Here is a 15,631-nt window from a genome sequence, read left to right on the forward strand (position 1 = left end):
ACCAGCGGCGCGCGGGCCCCCGCCGGGGATTCCGCCATACGAGACGGGCCCCCCGGCCTTGCCGCTACTAGCGCCACGGCGCTAGCGTAGAGGGATGCCGAAGACCCAGTTGAACGTACGGGTGGACGTGGCCACCGCCGAGACCGCGCGGGAACGCGCCTCGCAGCGCGGCATCAGCGTCAACCGCTACATCGAGGAACTGGTCCAGCGGGACGAGGGCGAGAGCGGCCGGGCGTTCGTGCAGGCCGCGGCCGACTTCATGCGCGACTACGAGGAGATCTTCGCCGAGGAGTTCGGCGGGAAGGATGCGGGCGCGCGTTGAGCCTGAGCATCGACCTGGCCTGGCTGCTCATGGTCGCCGAGCACAACACCCCCGGCGACCCCCAGGTCACCGACTGGGGCGCGCTCGTCGCCGCGGTCGGCCGGCACGACGCCGAGATATTCGGCGTGCCCGTCTACCCCGACGACCACACCCGCGCCGCCGCCCTGCTCCAGCTGCTGCTGCACATCCCCGCCCTGGAGCGCTCCAACGCGCTGTTCGCGTCCGCCGTCGCCTACGCCTATCTGGTGGCCGGCGGCCGGCGGGTCGCGACCACCCCGGAGCAGGTCCGCGACCTGGCCCGGCTGATCAAGGACGGCTCGATCAGCGTCGGCCGGATCGCCGACGAACTGCGCGCCTGGACCGTCACGGCCTGACCGGCGTACGGTCCCGGGCCGCCGCACGCCCGGGACCCGTACCGTGTGCCTGCGGGGGGCTACGCCTTGAACGGCGGCGGCGTGTACACCTGCGCGAAGGCCTCGCCGTCCCATGTCCCGCCCAGCTGCGGCGCCAGCCACTCCGGCGCGGCGGCGCGGAAGGCCGCGGGGGAGAGGGCGCCCACCGCCTGCGGCAGCGCCCCGAGCAGCGGCGCGCCCGCGATCTGCGGCACGTCCGCGACATTGCAGCACTCGGCGAGGTCCGGGTCGCCGCGCCAGGAGCCGAAGACGACCCCCGAGCAGTGGACACCGCGGGACTTGAGCGCCTCGGCGGTCAGCGCCGTCGCGTTGAGGGTGCCCAGGCCCGGCTGCGCCACCAGCAGCACCCGGGCCCGCAGCAGCGCGGCGGCGTCGGCGAGCGTGGACCCCTTCGCGTCGAAGCGCACCAGCAGCCCGCCGGCGCCCTCGACCAGCACCACGTCGTGCACCGCGGCCAGCTTCGCCGCGGCCTCCGCGATCTCCTCGGGCCCCACCGTCGGCAGCCCCGACCTGGCGGCGGCGGTCGCCGGGGCCAGCGGCTCGGGATAGCGGGCCAGCTCCACCGCCGTCACCGGGCCCGCGAGCCGCGCCACCTCCGCCGCGTCACCCGGCTCGCCCTCGGCGACGCCGGTCTGCGCGGGCTTGAGCACCGCCACGCTCAGCCCCTGCGCCAGCGACGCGGCGGCCACCGCGGCGGTCGTCATCGTCTTGCCGACCTCGGTACCCGTACCGGTGATGACCACGATGGCCATGGGAATCGCTCCGTTCCTCGTGTCGTGCCCGCCCGGGCCCGCGCCGGGCGGGCGCCGCCTGGTGGCATCTGCCCCAGGACGCCCCGTTCACCGCGCTCATCCGGCGAGCGCCGCGTCCCGCACGCCCGCGCAGATCCGCGCCACGTCCTCGTCGCCCGTCACATACGGCGGCATCGTGTAGACCAGGTCGCGGAAGGGACGCAGCCACACCCCGGCGCGCACCGCCGCCCGGGTCGCCGCCGCCATGTCCACCGGATGGTCCAGCTGCACCACGCCGATCGCGCCGAGCACCCGGACGTCCCGCACCCCGGGCAGCCCCGCGACCTCCGCGAGCCCGTCGCGCAGCCCCGCCTCGATCCGCTTGACCTCGCCGGCCCAGTCCTGGCCGAGCAGCAGGTCCAGGCTGGCGCCCGCGACGGCCGCGGCCAGCGGGTTGCCCATGAACGTCGGCCCGTGCGCCAGCACCGGCACCTCGCCGCCCGAGATGCCCTCGGCGACGGCCGTGCTGCACAGCGCCGCCGCCATCGACAGATACCCGCCGGTCAGCGCCTTGCCGACGCACATCACGTCGGGGCTGACCCCGGCGTGGCCGGCGGCGAACAGCGCCCCGGTACGCCCGAAGCCGGTGGCGATCTCGTCGAGGACCAGCAGCACCCCGTGCTCGTCGCACGCCTCCCGCAGCACCCGCAGGTACCCCGGGTCGTGGAAGGACATGCCGCCCGCGCCCTGCACCACCGGCTCCACGATCACCGCGGCGAGCTCGTCGGCGTGCCGGGCGACCAGCTCCCGCAGGTGCGCGGCGTAGGCCGGGTCCACGCCGGCGTCCACGCCGGGCGGCGGCGCGTCGGCGAAGACCTGCTCGGGCAGCACACCGGACCACAGGTGGTGCATGCCGCCGTCCGGGTCGCACACCGACATCGGCTGCCAGGTGTCGCCGTGGTAGCCGCCGCGCCAGGTCAGCAGCCACCGCTTGGCCGGCCGGCCGCGCGAGCGCCAGAACTGCAGGCACATCTTGACCGCGACCTCGACCGACACCGAACCGGAGTCGGCGAGGAAGACATGGCGCAGCGGCTCCGGCGTGATCTCCACCAGCCGCGCCGCGAGCCGCACCGCCGGCTCATGGGTGAGACCGCCGAACATCACATGGCTCATCCGCCCCAGCTGGTCGCGGACCGCGGCGTCCAGCACCGGGTGCCGGTAGCCGTGGATCGCCGACCACCACGACGACATGCCGTCGACGAGTTCGCGGCGCCCCTCGGCCGGCGCCGCCAGGTGCAGCCGAACCCCCTCGGCCGACGCCACGACCAGCGGCTCCTGGCGGCCGGGCATCGGCCCGTACGGGTGCCAGACGTGCTCGCGGTCCAGGTCCAGCAGCACCCGCGGCGGCAGCGGGCCGCCCGCGGCGCCGTACCCGGCCGTCGGCGCGGGCTCAGGCATTGGGCGGCAGGTCCGTCCCCGCGCCGCGCCGGCGCACCGCGACCAGGTCGGTCCGCGCCCCGGGCACCGCCGGCGCCTCCTGCGCCCGCGCGGCCCCGGCGGTGTGCCCGCCGGCGCACGCGGTGTCGGCGCAGCCGCCGCAGCCCCCGTCGTGCGCCCCGCACACCCCGGGCGCCGCGTCCGTGCGGTGGGCGGGCAGCGTCGTCGTACCGGCGCCCTCCACCTCGAAGCCGGCGTCGGCGATCATGTCGAGGTCGGCCTGCCCGGCCTGGCCCTCACTGGTCAGGTAGTCGCCCAGGAAGATGGAGTTGGCCAGGTGCAGCGCCAGCGGCTGCAGCGCGCGCAGATGCACCTCGCGCCCGCCGGCGAGCCGCACCTCCACGTCCGGGCACACGAAGCGGACCATCGCCAGGATCCGCAGGCACCGCTGCGGGGTGAGGTTCCACTGCTCGGCCAGCGGTGTCCCCTCGAAGGGGATCAGGAAGTTCACCGGCACCGAGTCCGGGTCCAGCGCCCGCAGCCCGAAGACCACGTCCACCAGGTCCTCGTCGCTCTCGCCCATCCCCGCGATGAGCCCCGAGCACGCCGACATCCCCGCCGCCTGCGCCCGCTGCACGGTGTCCACCCGGTCGGCGTACGTGTGGGTCGTGGTGATCGACCCGTACGTGCCCTCGGAGGTGTTGAGGTTGTGGTTGTACGCGTCCGCGCCGGCCTCCTTCAGCCGCTCGGCCTGACCGCCGGTCAGCAGGCCCAGGCACGCGCAGACCTCGACGTCCTCATTGCCCTCCTTGATCGCGGCGATGGTCCGCGAGACCCGCTCCACGTCCCGGTCGGTGGGCCCGCGCCCGCTCGCGACCAGGCACACCCGCTTGGCGCCGCCCGCCACCCCGGCGCTCGCCGCCGCGGCGGCCTCCTCGGGCTTGAGCCAGGTGTACTTGAGGATGTCGGCCTTCGAGCCGAGCCGCTGCGAGCAGTACGAGCAGTCCTCGGGGCACAGCCCCGACTTGAGGTTCACCAGGTAGTTGAGCTTCACCCGGCGGCCGAACCACTGGCGGCGCACCCGGCCCGCGGCGGCCACCACGTCCAGCAGGTCGTCGTCGGCGCTCGCCAGCACGGCCAGCGCCTCCTCGCGGGTGGGCTGCTCGCGGCGCAGCCCCTTGTCCACCAGAGTGGTCAGCACAGTGGTCAGCAGGTCCATGAGGGGATACTCGCGCACCCGCACTCCCCGGGCCAATGACGGACCGCACAACACCGGTGGCCCGGGGTGTGTGCATCACCACACCCTGTGCACGATTGCGGGCCAGTACGTTGCAGGGGGACGCCCCGCGAGGAGCCCGCCGTAGCCTCCCACCTGGAGCCGTACCGACCGAACGCGCCGCCGTACCGAAGACCCGCCGACCCCTGGGGGACCGACCGCCGTGACCAGCACACCGCCCGACGCGCCGCACGGCCCCTTCGGCTGGATCGCGGAGCAGGCCGCCGCCCGCGCCGCCGCCGGGCTGCACCGCGAACTGCGCCCGCGCCCGGCGGAGTCCGACCTGCTCGACCTGGCCGGCAACGACTACCTGGGCCTGACCCGGCACCCCGAGGTCACCGAGGCCGGCGCGCGGGCGTGCCGCCGGTGGGGCGCCGGGGCCACCGGTTCCCGGCTGGTCACCGGCAGCACCGCGCTGCACGCCGGACTCGAAGCGGAACTGGCCGATTTCACCGGCTTCGAGGCCGCCCTCGTGCTCGCCTCCGGCTACGCCGCCAACCTCGCCGCGGTCACCGCGCTCACCGGGCCCGGCACCCTGCTGGTGTCCGACGCGGCCAACCACGCCTCGCTCATCGACGGCTGCCGGCTGTCCAGGGCCCGCACCGAGGTCACCGCGCACGCCGACCCGGCCGCCGTCCGCAAGGTGCTCGCCGGGCACAGCGGGCGGGCGGTCGTCGTGAGCGACACCGTCTTCTCGGTCGACGGCGACGCGGCGCCGCTCGCGGGCCTGGCCGCCGCGGCCCGCGCGTCCGGCGCCGCGCTGCTGCTCGACGACGCCCACGGCCTCGGCGTCCTCGGCCCCGGCGGGCGCGGCGCCCCCAACGGCGCGGGGCTGGCCGGCGCGCCGGACGTGGTGTGCACGGCGACGCTGTCGAAGTCGCTCGGCGCACAGGGCGGAGTGGTCCTCGGCCCCGCCGCCGTGATCGACCATCTGGTCAACGCCGCACGGACGTTCATCTTCGACACCGGCCTCGCCCCGGCCGCCGCCGGCGCCGCCCTCGGCGCGCTGCGGCTGCTGCGCCGCGAGCCGGAGCGCCCCGGCCGGGCGCTCGCCGCCGCCCGCGCCTTCCACCGCGGGCTGACCGCCGAGGGCCTGGACGCGACCGCCCCGGACGCCTGCGTGGTCTCGGTCCGTGCCCCCTCGCCCGCCGCGGCCGTGCGGTGGGCGGCGGACTGCCGCGCCGCGGGCCTGGCCGTGGGGTGCTTCCGCCCGCCGTCCGTCCCGGACGGCGTCTCCCGGCTGCGGATCACCGCCAACGCGGCCCTCACGCAGGGGCAGATCGCCTCGGCGATCGCGACCGTCGCGGCCACCGCCCCCGCCGGCGCCCGCTGAACACACGTGTGCCGGGCCCGCGGTGGACCGCGGACCCGGCACACATGCGGTGCCGGCGCGCTACCGCGCCGCGAGCGTGCCCGTGGCGAGCGCCTGGACGAAGGAGCCCCACGCCCCCTCGGGGAAGAGCAGCGCGGGGCCGGTGACGTCCTTCGAGTCCCGTACCGCCACCTGCCCGGAGGGCAGCCCCGCCGTCTCGACGCAGTTGTTCGCCGCCGTGCTGTGGCTGCTGCGCCGCCAGGCCACGGCGCCCAGCTCAAGGCTGGACCTCACGTGGGCAATGGACGGGGACGGTGCAGTCATGGTGCCTCCTTGTCACGCCGCGGGCAGTCGCGAGAACTCCTCCCCGATTCCCGCGATCAGCGCAGCGGATTCCGCACACGGAAGCGCGCGATCGCACAATCGGGCGAACGCGGCTGTGTAAGCGGCGATGTCCTCTTTCCGATCGACGCAGAGACTACCCGTCAGATGGTCGAGAACCACAACGTCCAGATCCGCAATGCGCGGAAAGGAGAAGATGACGAAAGAACCCGTCACCCCTATGTGCCCGCCCGCGGCAAATGGCAGCACCTGAAGGGAAACCTGCGGCAGTTCGGCCGCCTGTGCGAGCCACCGCAGTTGACCGGCCATCACCTCGGGCCCGCCCACGCAGCGCCGCAGCACCGCCTCGTCCAGCACCGCCGCCAGCTCCAGCGGCGGGTCCTGGTGCAGCACCGCCTGCCGCGCGATCCGTACGTCGACGAGCGCGGCCACCTCGCGCGGGGACAGCTGCGGCATGACGTCCCGGGTCAGCGCGAGCGCGTAACCGGGCGTCTGGAGCAGGCCAGGCACGACGCTGGTCTCCAGCGACCTGGCCCGGCTCGCACCGGTCTCCAGGCTGATGAAGTCCCGGTACTCCACCGGCAGCACCTCGCGGAAGTCGTGCCACCAGCCGCGCTGGTGGCCGTGGCCGGCGAGGGTGCACAGCAGGTCGCGCACATCGCGGTCGCGCACCGCGTAGATGTCCAGCAGCAGGTTGACGTCCTCGGCCCGTACGCTGCTGTGGCCGGTCTCGATCCGGCTGACCTTCGACTGGTGCCAGCCGGCCCGCGCGGCGGCCTCGCCGCTGGTGAGTCCTGCGAGATCGCGCAACCGGCGCAATTCCGCGCCGAGTCTGCGCCGGCGTACGGCGGGCACTCGTTCCATCGTCTTCGCGCCTCCTCGGTGTGCGGCCCGCCCTCCGCGCGTGCCGCCCTATTCACCCGATACGACAGTCTGCCGACCAAGTGCGTTCTCACGTAGCAGAGTTCACCGATTCGAGCGACAGATATATGCAAGGCCCTGCGCAGCAGCCGCATTGGCGGCACGATGAGTGTCATTCTGGCGCGAACCCGGCGCAGGCGAGGCGGCCCAATTCCGCCCCGTGCGGGCGCGATCGCGTGCCGGAGCCAGGTCACGGCGGGAAAGGGAAGCGTCGCCATGGCAGATCTTCAGGAAGCATCCGTCACTCTGCCGAGCGAACCCGCGTCGGTGACCACAGCCAGGCGGTACGTGTGCGGGGTGCTCGCCGAATGGGGCCTGCCCCTCGCGGCGACCGCGCTCGACACCGTCCGCCTCATCGTCTCGGAACTGGCCACCAACGCCGTCCTGCACACCTCCGGCATGTCCCCGACGTTCACCGTCGACGTACGCCTGGAGCACGGCGAGCATCTGCACATCGGCGTCACCGACAGCCATCCGCGCTGGCCCCGGCAGTCCACCGTCCCCGCCCAGCAGGACAACGGGCGGGGCATGGTGATCGTCGGGCACCTCACCGCCGAGTCGGGCGGCTCGCTGCGTGTCGCCCCGACCCCCGACGGCGGCAAGACCGTCTGGATCACCCTCCCGTGGGCGGTACCGGTCGTCAGTTGACCGGACGTCGCCGGGAGGGCGCGGGGGCGGCGCCGGGTCAGACCCGGCCGTACCACACGCTGCGGGTCCAGATGCGCTCCAGGCGCACCCGCGCGCCGGTCTTCGGGGCGTGCCAGATCTTGCCGCCGCCGGCGTAGATGCCGACGTGGTAGACGGACGACGCGGACGAGCCGCTGTGGAAGAAGACCAGGTCGCCGACCCGGCGTGTGGCGGCGCTGACATGGCGGGTGCTGCCGTACTGCGCGGCGGCGGTGCGCGGCAGCTTGCGGCCGGCCTGCTTGAAGGAGTAGAGCGTCAGCCCCGAGCAGTCGAAGCGGTTGGGGCCGGTGGCGCCCCACTGGTAGGGGGAGCCCTTCTTGGACGCCGCGACGCCGAGGGCCTTCGCGGCCAGCGTGGCGGCCTCGGCCTGCTGGGCGGCGCCCGGGAGCAGCGAGGGCACGGCCACCGCCGCGGCGGTCAGGACGGAGGCGGCCCCGAGACGGGACAGACGGGCGGACAGAGCGACAGGCGCGGTCATGCGCAACCCTTCGTCGTCGGCCTGCGAAGGATGACCTGTCGGGTTCGAGCAGGCGAAGATGCCCGGCCGCGTGTCGCGGCTTCACCCCAAGGGGCGGCCCGAAGTGCTCGGTGCCCGCCCCGCCGTGCCTGGGTCCTCCGCTCCCGCCGTTGCACTCGAGTCGACCTGGCATCCGCACGCCGGCGGGACTCGGCGTCCGTGCGGACCGCCCCGCCACGGCGGCGGGGGCTTGTCGTCACCACGGATCGTGACCCACCCGGCACGCCCGCGCCCGGCGAGAAACGCCCTATGTGAGGCTCATCACGTTTGCTCCGTCCGGGTGGCGGTGTTAGGCCGGCCGGGTTGATTTTCTCCGGGGCGAACCCTGTGACCTGCGCGGTTGGCGCCCGGCGGGCGCAGTCCCGCGCAACCGCACCGCCGGCCCGCGCCGGCCGGGCGCTCCTCCAATGGGCTGAGCCGGCGTTCGGCCGAACCGGGGGCCGGGCGCGCCGCCGCCGGGCACCGCGGGCGCACGGGCCGGCTGACGGCCCGTCACCCGGAACGTCCGGGTCAACGCCGGGTCAACACCGGTGTGAAATCACGCTTTGATGAAGAATCACCCGCGTGGCCTGTTCACCGCACATGCGCAAGGGAAAGGATTCGCATCTGGTCACAGTGATCACCGTGGTCACAAAACCACGGGAGAGAGGGGGAGTTTCGACGTGAGACGCACCATCGTGCTCGTCTCCACCGGCGCCCTTGTCGCCGGAGCCATCGCCGCCGCCCCGGCCGCGACCGCCCACACCACGCGCCCTAGCCGCCCGGCCGCCGTGTCCGTCCCCGAGCAGGTCGGCGAGGCCGTCGCCGCCGCCGCGGCCTGGCGCACCGGAGTGGCATGGGCGGACTGCCCGGCCGACTGGGGCCTGGCCGCCCCGGTGCAGTGCGGCTGGGTGACCGTCCCGGTCGACTACCGCAAGCCGTTCGGCGCGACCATCGAGCTCGCCGTCGACCGCGCCGTCAGCACCGGCACCAAGGCCGAGCACCAGGGCGCCCTCCTCTACAACCCCGGCGGCCCCGGCGGCTCCGGCCTGCGCTTCCCGGTGCGCAGCACCACCTCCGCGGCGCTGTGGACGAAGACCGCCAAGGCGTACGACTTCGTCGGCTTCGACCCGCGCGGCGTCGGCCACTCCGCCCCGATCTCCTGCCAGGACCCGGCCGAGTACGCCAAGGCGCCCAAGGCCGACCCGGTGCCGGACAGCGACGCCGACAAGCAGGCCCAGCGCAAGCTCGCCGCCGAGTACGCGGCCGGCTGCCTGGAGCGCACCGGCGCCGCGATGCTCTCCCAGATGACCACCCCCAACACCGCGCGCGACCTGGACGTCATCCGCGCCGCCCTGCGCCAGGACCGGCTCAACTACCTGGGCGTGTCCTACGGCACCTACCTCGGCTCGGTCTACGCCACCCTCTTCCCGGCGCACGTCCGCCGGATGATCATCGACAGCGTCGTGAACCCCGCGCGCGACCAGATCTGGTACCAGAACAACCTCGACCAGGACATCGCCTTCCAGAACCGCTGGGCCGACTGGCAGGCATGGGTCGCGAAGTACGACTCCGTCTACCACCTCGGCACGACGGTCGCCCAGGTCGAGGCCCGGTGGGAGGCGCTGCGCGCGAGCGCCAAGGCGCACCCGATCGGCGGTGTCGTCGGCCCCAACGAGCTGCTGGGCTTCTTCCAGAACGCCCCGTACTACGACTCCACCTGGGCCACCGTGGCCGGCGTGTGGAGCCAGTACGAGGCCGGTGACACCCAGGCGCTGCTGGACGCCGCGGCCCCCGACCCGTCGGACACCGCGGGCAACACCACCGGGGAGAACGGCAACGCCGTCTACTCCGCGGTGGAGTGCACGGACGCCAAGTGGCCGACCAGCTGGCAGAAGTGGGACCGGGACAACACCGCGCTCAACGCGAAGTACCCGTTCCTGACCTGGTCCAACGCCTGGTTCAACCTGCCGTGCGCCACCTGGCCGGTGCGCCAGCAGACCCCGGTCGACGTGCGCTCGCACCGCGGGCTGCCCGGTGTGCTCATCGTGCAGAGCACCAACGACGCGGCCACCCCGTACTCCGGTGCGGTGGAGACCCACCGCCGGCTGGCCGGCTCGCGGCTGATCACCGAGCAGGGCGCCGGCTCGCACGGCGTGACCAACCTCGTCAACGCCTGCATCAACTCACGGGTCGACGACTACCTGCTGCACGGCACGCTCGACCGGCACGACGTGGTGTGCGGACCGCACGCCGCCCCCGTGCCGTAACCGGCACCGCCGCACCAGCGCCGCGTTGAAGGCCGCCGGCCCGCACCCCGCCACCGGGTGCGGGCCGGCGCCGTGTCAGCGCAGCGTCCAGACCTGGTTGGGCCGGGTGCCGCCCCCGCCGTAGCAGTCCCAGATCTGCAGCAGCGCGCCGTTGCCGGAGCCGGCCGCGTCCAGGCACTTGCCGGACTGCGGGTTGGTCACCGTGCCGTTGGCGTTGACCTGCCACTGCTGGGCGCCGGTGCCGTTGCACGACCACAGCTGGACCTTGGCCCCGTCCGCCGTGCTGCCGCCGGAGACGTCCAGGCACTTGCCCGACTGCGGGTTGACCAGCGTGCCGCCGCCGCGGGTCCACTGCTGGTTGCCGCTGCCGGAGCAGTCCCACAGCTGCACGGGCGTCCCGTCGGCCGGGCCGCCGCCCTGCACGTCCACGCACCGCCCGCTCTGCTGCCCGACGACCGTGCCGGGCGTGCCGCCCGTGCCGCCGGTCGACCCGCCGGTGCCGCCGCCGCTGGTGCCGCTGCCGTTCGCGTCGTACGAGAAGGAGTTGACGGCCAGCCCCGGGCCGCCGACCCACGGCTCGAAGCCGAACTGGACGCTGGTCATGTACCAGGCCCGCTGCATGTAGCCGCGGTTCACCGAGTCGTTGGTGAAGTCCTTGAGGTTCACCGTGAGGGCGTTGACCGGCTGCTGGCGCACGTACGACACGGTGTTCCATGCCGGGCTGCTGCCCTGCCTGCCGTACCAGACGTCCCAGGCGGCGCCCTCGATCGAGACGGTGCCGACCCGGCTGCCGAACGGCTGCGGCGGGCCGGAGTGGTTGGCCCAGATCATCATCTCCTCACCGTTGTTCTGCCCTGCCGGGTTGGGGCTGGAGTCGAACCAGATGTCGTAGCTGGCGTCCCAGTTGCCGGCCGCGGTGCTGAAGTTGACGCTGGAGGTGGGGTTGGCGAAGGCCGACACCTGGAGCGGCAGGCCGTTGCCGCTGGAGCAGTTGCCGTAGTGGCAGCCGGCGTAGATCGCCGGATACGCCGCCGGCGCACCGCCGTTGACGTTGTGGTTGCCCGTCGTGACGGCGAAGCCGTCGTCGCTGACGTTGATGCACTGCTGGATCGAGTCGCCCCACTCGTTGTTCATGACGACGTACTTGCCGCCGGAGACCTTCGTGCTGCCGAACGGGTCGCAGAGGGTGGTCGCGGCCGACGCGGACGGCGCGCCGCTCAGGGAGAGGGCGGCCAGCAGCAGCGCGGCCACCAGCGCCGCCGCCGCGCCGATGACGCGGTGCGGTCGCGGCAGGGAACGGGGTCGGAATCGGGATCTGGGCACGGTGATCCTTTCGATCGCCGGGCAGGGCTGTCCGCCACGCCCGGACGGTGGGGGGACGCGCCCCCGCAGGACTGCCGTGGGAGCGCTCCCGGTGCTGAGGTCGCCGACGGCACAAGACGCCGGGGACCGGACGCCGCGGCGGGCCCCATCCGCCGGGCGTCGGCAACTCATGAAGGCAGACGGCGTTTTGGCGCGTCAAGCGGCGCGTCGGCGTTCATGAGTCGAACGCACCCGGAGCGAAGCTCCCACGTGCGGGAACGCCGCCGCGGCCGGTCGAAAATTTTCGGAGCCGCGGCCCGGGGGAGCCCGGCGGCCGTACCGCCGAGCCGGCGCGGGGGAGCGCCGCAGGTGGGCCGCGGGGGTGCGGATCGCCGCCGCAGGGGCGGCCGTCCGGGGCCGCGGCGGCGGACGGCCGGCGGCGGACGGCGGCGGCCGGGACCGGCCCGGGGCGGGGCCGCGAGGGTGGCCGGGCCGGCGTTCCGGTCGTGAACGGGCGCCGCGGAGCTGCGGCTGCGGTGCCGAACCGTCAGAAGCCTTGCCGGGGGCCGGAGTCGGGGCTAGGGTTCCGTCGCGTCAGCCATCAGCTAGTAGCTGCTAACCAAGCGTCCCGCGGCGGCCCCACGCCGCGGGACGCCCCACCGGCCCGGCGCACCCCCCTCGCACCGGAACCTGCGCGCCGGACCGGTCGTCCCCCCGTGCCGTCATGGCGCTCGCCCGAACGCGCCACCGTACGGCGCGCGTTGCTGCGTTCGTTGCGGCGCACATGACAATTGTCCGGACCATTGCGGCGCCCGCGATGCTGCGCCACCCTCACCCTGTCCGCACCTCATCGATCCCCCCACCGCCTCCTTGCCCGAAAGGAGCACAGCGATGAGAACCCCCCTCCGCACGGGCCGCCGGCCCCGAGGTACCCGCCCGCGCCTGTCGCTGACCCTCGGCAGCGTCCTGGTCACCCTCCTCGGCACGCTCCTCGGCCTCGCCGGCACCGGCGGCACCGCCGCGGCGGCCGTGCCCGCCCCGCCGGCCGGCTGGACCACCGTCTTCAGCGACGACTTCACCGGCGCGTCCGGCACCGGCCTGAACCGTACGAACTGGCTCTACGACCTCGGTACCGGCTACAACTACCCGGGCGCCGCGGGCAACTGGGGCACCGGCGAGGTCGAGTCGGCCACCGACTCGACGCAGAACGTCTACCAGGACGGCCAGGGCCATCTGGTCATCAAGGCCATCAGGGACGGCGCCGGCCGCTGGACGTCCGGCCGCATCGAGACACAGCGCACCGACTTCGCCGCCCCGGCCGGCGGCCAGCTCCAGATGAGCGCCTCCATCCGGCAGCCCGACCCGGCCAGCGGCCTCGGCTACTGGCCGGCCTTCTGGGCGATGGGCGGCGCGGCACGGCCGGTCGGCGCGACGAACTGGCCCGGCATCGGCGAGCTGGACATCATGGAGGACGTCAACGCGCTCAGCCGGCACTCCACGACCTTCCACTGCGACGTGTGGGCCGGCCAGTGCCACGACCCCGACGGCATCACCAGCGACCTCCAGCCGTGCGCCGGCTGCCAGACCGCCTTCCACACCTACTCCGTCGTCATCGACCGCACCAACACCGCCGCCGAGCAGCTGCGCTTCTCCCTCGACGGCACGACGACCTTCACCGTCAACGAGAACCAGGTCTCGGCCGGCGTCTGGCAGGCCGCCGTCGACCACGGCTTCATGGCGATCTTCGACCTGGCGATCGCCGGCTCCTACCCCGACAAGGTCTGCGGCTGCTCGTCGGCCGCGCAGGCCGGCAGCATCACCTCGGGCGCGTCGATGAGCGTCGACTGGTTCGCGGTCTACCAGAAGGCCGGCTCCGGCTCGACGGCCGGCGGCACGTCCACCGGTACGTCCACGGGCACGTCCACGGGTACCTCGTCCGGCACGTCCAGCGGCACCAGCAGCGGCACCTCGTCCGGTACGTCCTCCGGTACGACGAGCGGCACCACGGCCGGCGGCTCCACCGGCGGCAGCACCACGACGCCGGACTACACCGCCGGCGTGGACCGGGTGAGCAGCACCCAGGCGCGCATCACCTTCCGCCCGACGACCCCCGCCGCCTACGTCGACGTCCACTACCTCGTCAACGGCGCCGGCCAGCAGAACTTCCGGATGGCGAACAACGCCGGCACCTGGACCCAGGACGTCACCCTCAATCCGGGCACGACCCTCACCTACTGGTTCACCTACGAGAAGAACGGCCCGCAGTACGACTCCCCGCACTACACCTACACGCAGAGCTGACCCGGCGGGCCGGCCGCCGGGCGTGCTCAGCCCGCGGCCGGCCCCACCCGCGGCCCGCCGGCCCCGTGGCGGCCGGCGAACGCGGCGTCGAAGGCCGCGCGGGCGGGCCCGCCCGGCTGCCGCTCCAGCACGGCGAAGACCACCTCGTCGACCGCCGCCGCGAACCGCCCGCCCGGCCGCAGCAGTACGGCGAAGGCCGCGGCCACCCGCGCCGGGTCGTTGCGGAAGACACCGCAGCCCCACGCGCCCAGCACCAGCCGCCGGTAGCCCTGCGCGACCGCCACCTCCAGCACCCGTTCGGCCCGGGCGTCGAGCGCCGGGCCCACCTCCGGCAGGCGCTCCGGCGCCGTCCGCGCGACCACCCCGGCGTTGGGCGCGGGCGAGGTCAGGAAGCCCGCCGTCCACGGGGTGTCGAGCAGGGCGCCGCGCGGGTCGCGGAAGACCGGCACGGCGGGGGAGTGGATCACCCGGTGCGTGTAGAGCGGGTCGCGGTGCTCGCGGTGGTGGGCGTAGAAGCCGGGGGCGCGCAGCAGGCACGTGTGGAGCGCCGACGCCCGGCACAGCGCCTCTTCCTGCGCCTGCGCCCCGTTGAGGTAGCCGCCGCCGGGGTTGCGGGCGGAGGCGAAGTTCAGCACCGCGACGGGCCCGCCGCCCGCCGCGGCCAGCCGGCGGGCCGCGCCCAGGCTGTCCTCGCCGGTGACGGTGCAGGCGGCCCCGGGGCCGGGCGCCGCCGCGGGCACCGGCACCGGCTCGGGGCCGAACAGTGCGGTGCCGCCGGCGGCGGCCGTGACGCCCGCGGCCAGGTCGACCCACTGGCCGCCGGGCCCCCGGTAGCCGCCCTCGGCGACGTAACGCTCGTTCTCCTGGGCGATGTTGCGCAGTCGTGCACTCACGGGCCCTCACGCTACGGGCCGCCCGCCCCGCCCCGCGACCGGTTATCCTCCGGCCGGGCGCCCCCGTGACCCCGGCCCCCGCCGGGCACGGCTCAGGGCTGCGCGCCGCGCCGCAGCCGCGAGGCCACGCCCTTGCGCCCCTCCTGCTCGGCCTTCACCTCGGCCGCGTACCGGTCCACGTACTCCTGGCCCGACAGCGCCATCACCGCGTACATGATCTCGTCGGTGACCGCCCGCACCACCGCGCGCTGGCCCTCAAGGCCCTGGAAGCGGCGGAAGTCCAGCGGCTCGCCGAAGCGGATGGTGACCCGGCCCAGGCGCGGGAACTTCCGGCCGGGCGGCTGGAGCTCGAAGGTGCCGAGCATCGCGCACGGGATCACCGGCGCGTTCCCGCGCAGCGCCATCACCGCGACGCCGGTCCGGCCGCGGTAGAGCCGGCCGTCGTGCGAGCGGGTGCCCTCGGGGTAGATGCCGAGCAGTTCGCCGCGGCCCAGCACCCCGAGCGCCGCGTCGATCGCCGACTGCGAGGCCGACCCGCCCGAGCGGTCGACCGGGATCTGCCCGATGCCGCGGAAGAAGGCCGCCGTCAGCCGGCCCTTGAGCCCGGGCCCGGTGAAATACTCCGCCTTGGCCAGGAAGGTGATGCGGCGCGGCAGGATCGCCGGCATCACGAAGTGGTCGGAGAAGGACAGGTGGTTGCCCGCGATGATGGCGGCCCCCGTCTCCGGGACGTTCTCCAGGCCCTCGATGCGCGGCCGGAAGAACAGCCGCAGCAAAGGCCCGAGAAAGACGTACTTGAGTACCGTGTAGAACACGGGCCCGCTCCCCCTCCACCACCGGTCCCGGTACGCCCGGGCCGCGCCGCCGGTCGCACCGGCGTCCCGGCAGAGTAGTGCCCGCCCCGCCCCGCCGACCAGCGCGGGCGCCG

15 protein-coding genes are annotated in these 15,631 nt (G+C 74.4%); 6 read left to right on the forward strand and 9 right to left on the reverse strand.

Annotated features, from left to right (window positions below; translation table 11 throughout):
• The first annotated feature begins 94 nt into the window (after positions 1–94).
• Both HCN08_RS23770 and HCN08_RS23775 read left to right on the forward strand, forming a co-directional pair.
• Complete coding sequence (locus HCN08_RS23770; RefSeq protein ID WP_167985260.1) at positions 95–322, forward strand: antitoxin; 228 nt, start codon at positions 95–97, stop codon at positions 320–322.
• Positions 319–696, forward strand: a complete 378-nt coding sequence (locus HCN08_RS23775) for a fic family toxin-antitoxin system, toxin component (RefSeq protein ID WP_167985261.1) — start codon at positions 319–321, stop codon at positions 694–696. Before HCN08_RS23770 ends, HCN08_RS23775 begins: the two co-directional genes overlap by 4 nt.
• A gap of 59 nt (positions 697–755) precedes the next feature.
• On the opposite strand, the gene bioD is transcribed toward HCN08_RS23775, so the two are convergent.
• The 3 genes from bioD to bioB all read right to left on the reverse strand — a co-directional run bounded on the left by bioD (position 756) and on the right by bioB (position 4,122).
• The gene (gene bioD / locus HCN08_RS23780; protein ID WP_167985262.1) at positions 756–1,487 is read right to left on the reverse strand and encodes a dethiobiotin synthase; all 732 of its coding nucleotides are present in this window, start codon (positions 1,485–1,487) and stop codon (positions 756–758) included.
• Positions 1,488–1,583: 96 nt separating this feature from the next.
• The gene (locus HCN08_RS23785; protein WP_167985263.1) at positions 1,584–2,924 is read right to left on the reverse strand and encodes an adenosylmethionine--8-amino-7-oxononanoate transaminase; all 1,341 of its coding nucleotides are present in this window, start codon (positions 2,922–2,924) and stop codon (positions 1,584–1,586) included.
• Entirely contained in the window at positions 2,917–4,122 is a 1,206-nt protein-coding gene (bioB, locus tag HCN08_RS23790) for a biotin synthase BioB (protein WP_167985325.1), read from the reverse strand. The genes HCN08_RS23785 and bioB overlap by 8 nt, the downstream gene beginning before the upstream one ends.
• Before the next feature lie 220 nt (positions 4,123–4,342).
• On the opposite strand from bioB, the gene HCN08_RS23795 reads away from it, so the two are divergent.
• A complete protein-coding gene (locus tag HCN08_RS23795) occupies positions 4,343–5,512 on the forward strand; it encodes an 8-amino-7-oxononanoate synthase (protein ID WP_167985264.1) in 1,170 nt (389 codons plus the stop codon).
• A gap of 60 nt (positions 5,513–5,572) precedes the next feature.
• Here HCN08_RS23795 and HCN08_RS23800 read toward each other — a convergent pair whose 3' ends face one another.
• The gene (locus HCN08_RS23800) at positions 5,573–5,815 is read right to left on the reverse strand and encodes a DUF397 domain-containing protein (protein ID WP_167985265.1); all 243 of its coding nucleotides are present in this window, start codon (positions 5,813–5,815) and stop codon (positions 5,573–5,575) included.
• A 12-nt stretch (positions 5,816–5,827) separates the two neighbouring features.
• Positions 5,828–6,697, reverse strand: coding sequence for a helix-turn-helix domain-containing protein (locus HCN08_RS23805; RefSeq protein WP_167985266.1), 870 nt, complete (start codon positions 6,695–6,697; stop codon positions 5,828–5,830).
• A 273-nt stretch (positions 6,698–6,970) separates the two neighbouring features.
• Between HCN08_RS23805 and HCN08_RS23810 the strand changes: the two genes are divergently transcribed.
• Positions 6,971–7,402 carry an ATP-binding protein gene (locus HCN08_RS23810; protein WP_167985267.1) on the forward strand — a complete coding sequence of 144 codons (432 nt, stop codon included), beginning with the start codon at positions 6,971–6,973 and terminating at the stop codon, positions 7,400–7,402.
• Positions 7,403–7,439: 37 nt separating this feature from the next.
• On the opposite strand, the gene HCN08_RS23815 is transcribed toward HCN08_RS23810, so the two are convergent.
• Positions 7,440–7,919 carry a C40 family peptidase gene (locus tag HCN08_RS23815; RefSeq protein WP_167985268.1) on the reverse strand — a complete coding sequence of 160 codons (480 nt, stop codon included), beginning with the start codon at positions 7,917–7,919 and terminating at the stop codon, positions 7,440–7,442.
• A 701-nt stretch (positions 7,920–8,620) separates the two neighbouring features.
• Between HCN08_RS23815 and HCN08_RS23820 the strand changes: the two genes are divergently transcribed.
• Positions 8,621–10,207, forward strand: a complete 1,587-nt coding sequence (locus tag HCN08_RS23820; RefSeq protein WP_322974636.1) for an alpha/beta hydrolase — start codon at positions 8,621–8,623, stop codon at positions 10,205–10,207.
• 75 nt (positions 10,208–10,282) lie between these two features.
• Here the strand turns inward: HCN08_RS23820 and HCN08_RS35665 are convergent, their stop codons facing one another.
• Positions 10,283–11,530, reverse strand: coding sequence for a GH12 family glycosyl hydrolase domain-containing protein (locus HCN08_RS35665; protein WP_322974637.1), 1,248 nt, complete (start codon positions 11,528–11,530; stop codon positions 10,283–10,285).
• Positions 11,531–12,400: 870 nt separating this feature from the next.
• Between HCN08_RS35665 and HCN08_RS23830 the strand changes: the two genes are divergently transcribed.
• A complete protein-coding gene (locus HCN08_RS23830) occupies positions 12,401–13,810 on the forward strand; it encodes a glycoside hydrolase family 16 protein (RefSeq protein WP_240970371.1) in 1,410 nt (469 codons plus the stop codon).
• Between the two features lie 26 nt (positions 13,811–13,836).
• Here HCN08_RS23830 and HCN08_RS23835 read toward each other — a convergent pair whose 3' ends face one another.
• Positions 13,837–14,703 (reverse strand): TIGR02452 family protein, encoded by an 867-nt coding sequence (locus HCN08_RS23835; RefSeq protein ID WP_167985271.1) that lies wholly within the window; start codon positions 14,701–14,703, stop codon positions 13,837–13,839.
• A 92-nt stretch (positions 14,704–14,795) separates the two neighbouring features.
• A complete protein-coding gene (locus HCN08_RS23840; RefSeq protein WP_167985272.1) occupies positions 14,796–15,518 on the reverse strand; it encodes a lysophospholipid acyltransferase family protein in 723 nt (240 codons plus the stop codon).
• Positions 15,519–15,631 lie beyond the last annotated feature (113 nt).

The organism is Actinacidiphila epipremni (assembly GCF_012034175.1).
GTDB classification, from domain to species: domain Bacteria; phylum Actinomycetota; class Actinomycetes; order Streptomycetales; family Streptomycetaceae; genus Actinacidiphila; species Actinacidiphila epipremni.

What these genes read in the sequence shown, in the direction of transcription:
- HCN08_RS23785 (WP_167985263.1), bottom strand. Translation starts at nt 2,924, where the DNA reads ATGCCTGAGCCCGCGCCGACGGCCGGGTACGGCGCCGCGGGCGGCCCG.
- bioD (WP_167985262.1), bottom strand. Translation starts at nt 1,487, where the DNA reads ATGGCCATCGTGGTCATCACCGGTACGGGTACCGAGGTCGGCAAGACG.
- HCN08_RS23800 (WP_167985265.1), bottom strand. Translation starts at nt 5,815, where the DNA reads ATGACTGCACCGTCCCCGTCCATTGCCCACGTGAGGTCCAGCCTTGAG.
- HCN08_RS23830 (WP_240970371.1), top strand. Translation starts at nt 12,401, where the DNA reads ATGAGAACCCCCCTCCGCACGGGCCGCCGGCCCCGAGGTACCCGCCCG.
- HCN08_RS23810 (WP_167985267.1), top strand. Translation starts at nt 6,971, where the DNA reads ATGGCAGATCTTCAGGAAGCATCCGTCACTCTGCCGAGCGAACCCGCG.
- HCN08_RS23805 (WP_167985266.1), bottom strand. Translation starts at nt 6,697, where the DNA reads ATGGAACGAGTGCCCGCCGTACGCCGGCGCAGACTCGGCGCGGAATTG.
- HCN08_RS23815 (WP_167985268.1), bottom strand. Translation starts at nt 7,919, where the DNA reads ATGACCGCGCCTGTCGCTCTGTCCGCCCGTCTGTCCCGTCTCGGGGCC.
- HCN08_RS23770 (WP_167985260.1), top strand. Translation starts at nt 95, where the DNA reads ATGCCGAAGACCCAGTTGAACGTACGGGTGGACGTGGCCACCGCCGAG.
- bioB (WP_167985325.1), bottom strand. Translation starts at nt 4,122, where the DNA reads ATGGACCTGCTGACCACTGTGCTGACCACTCTGGTGGACAAGGGGCTG.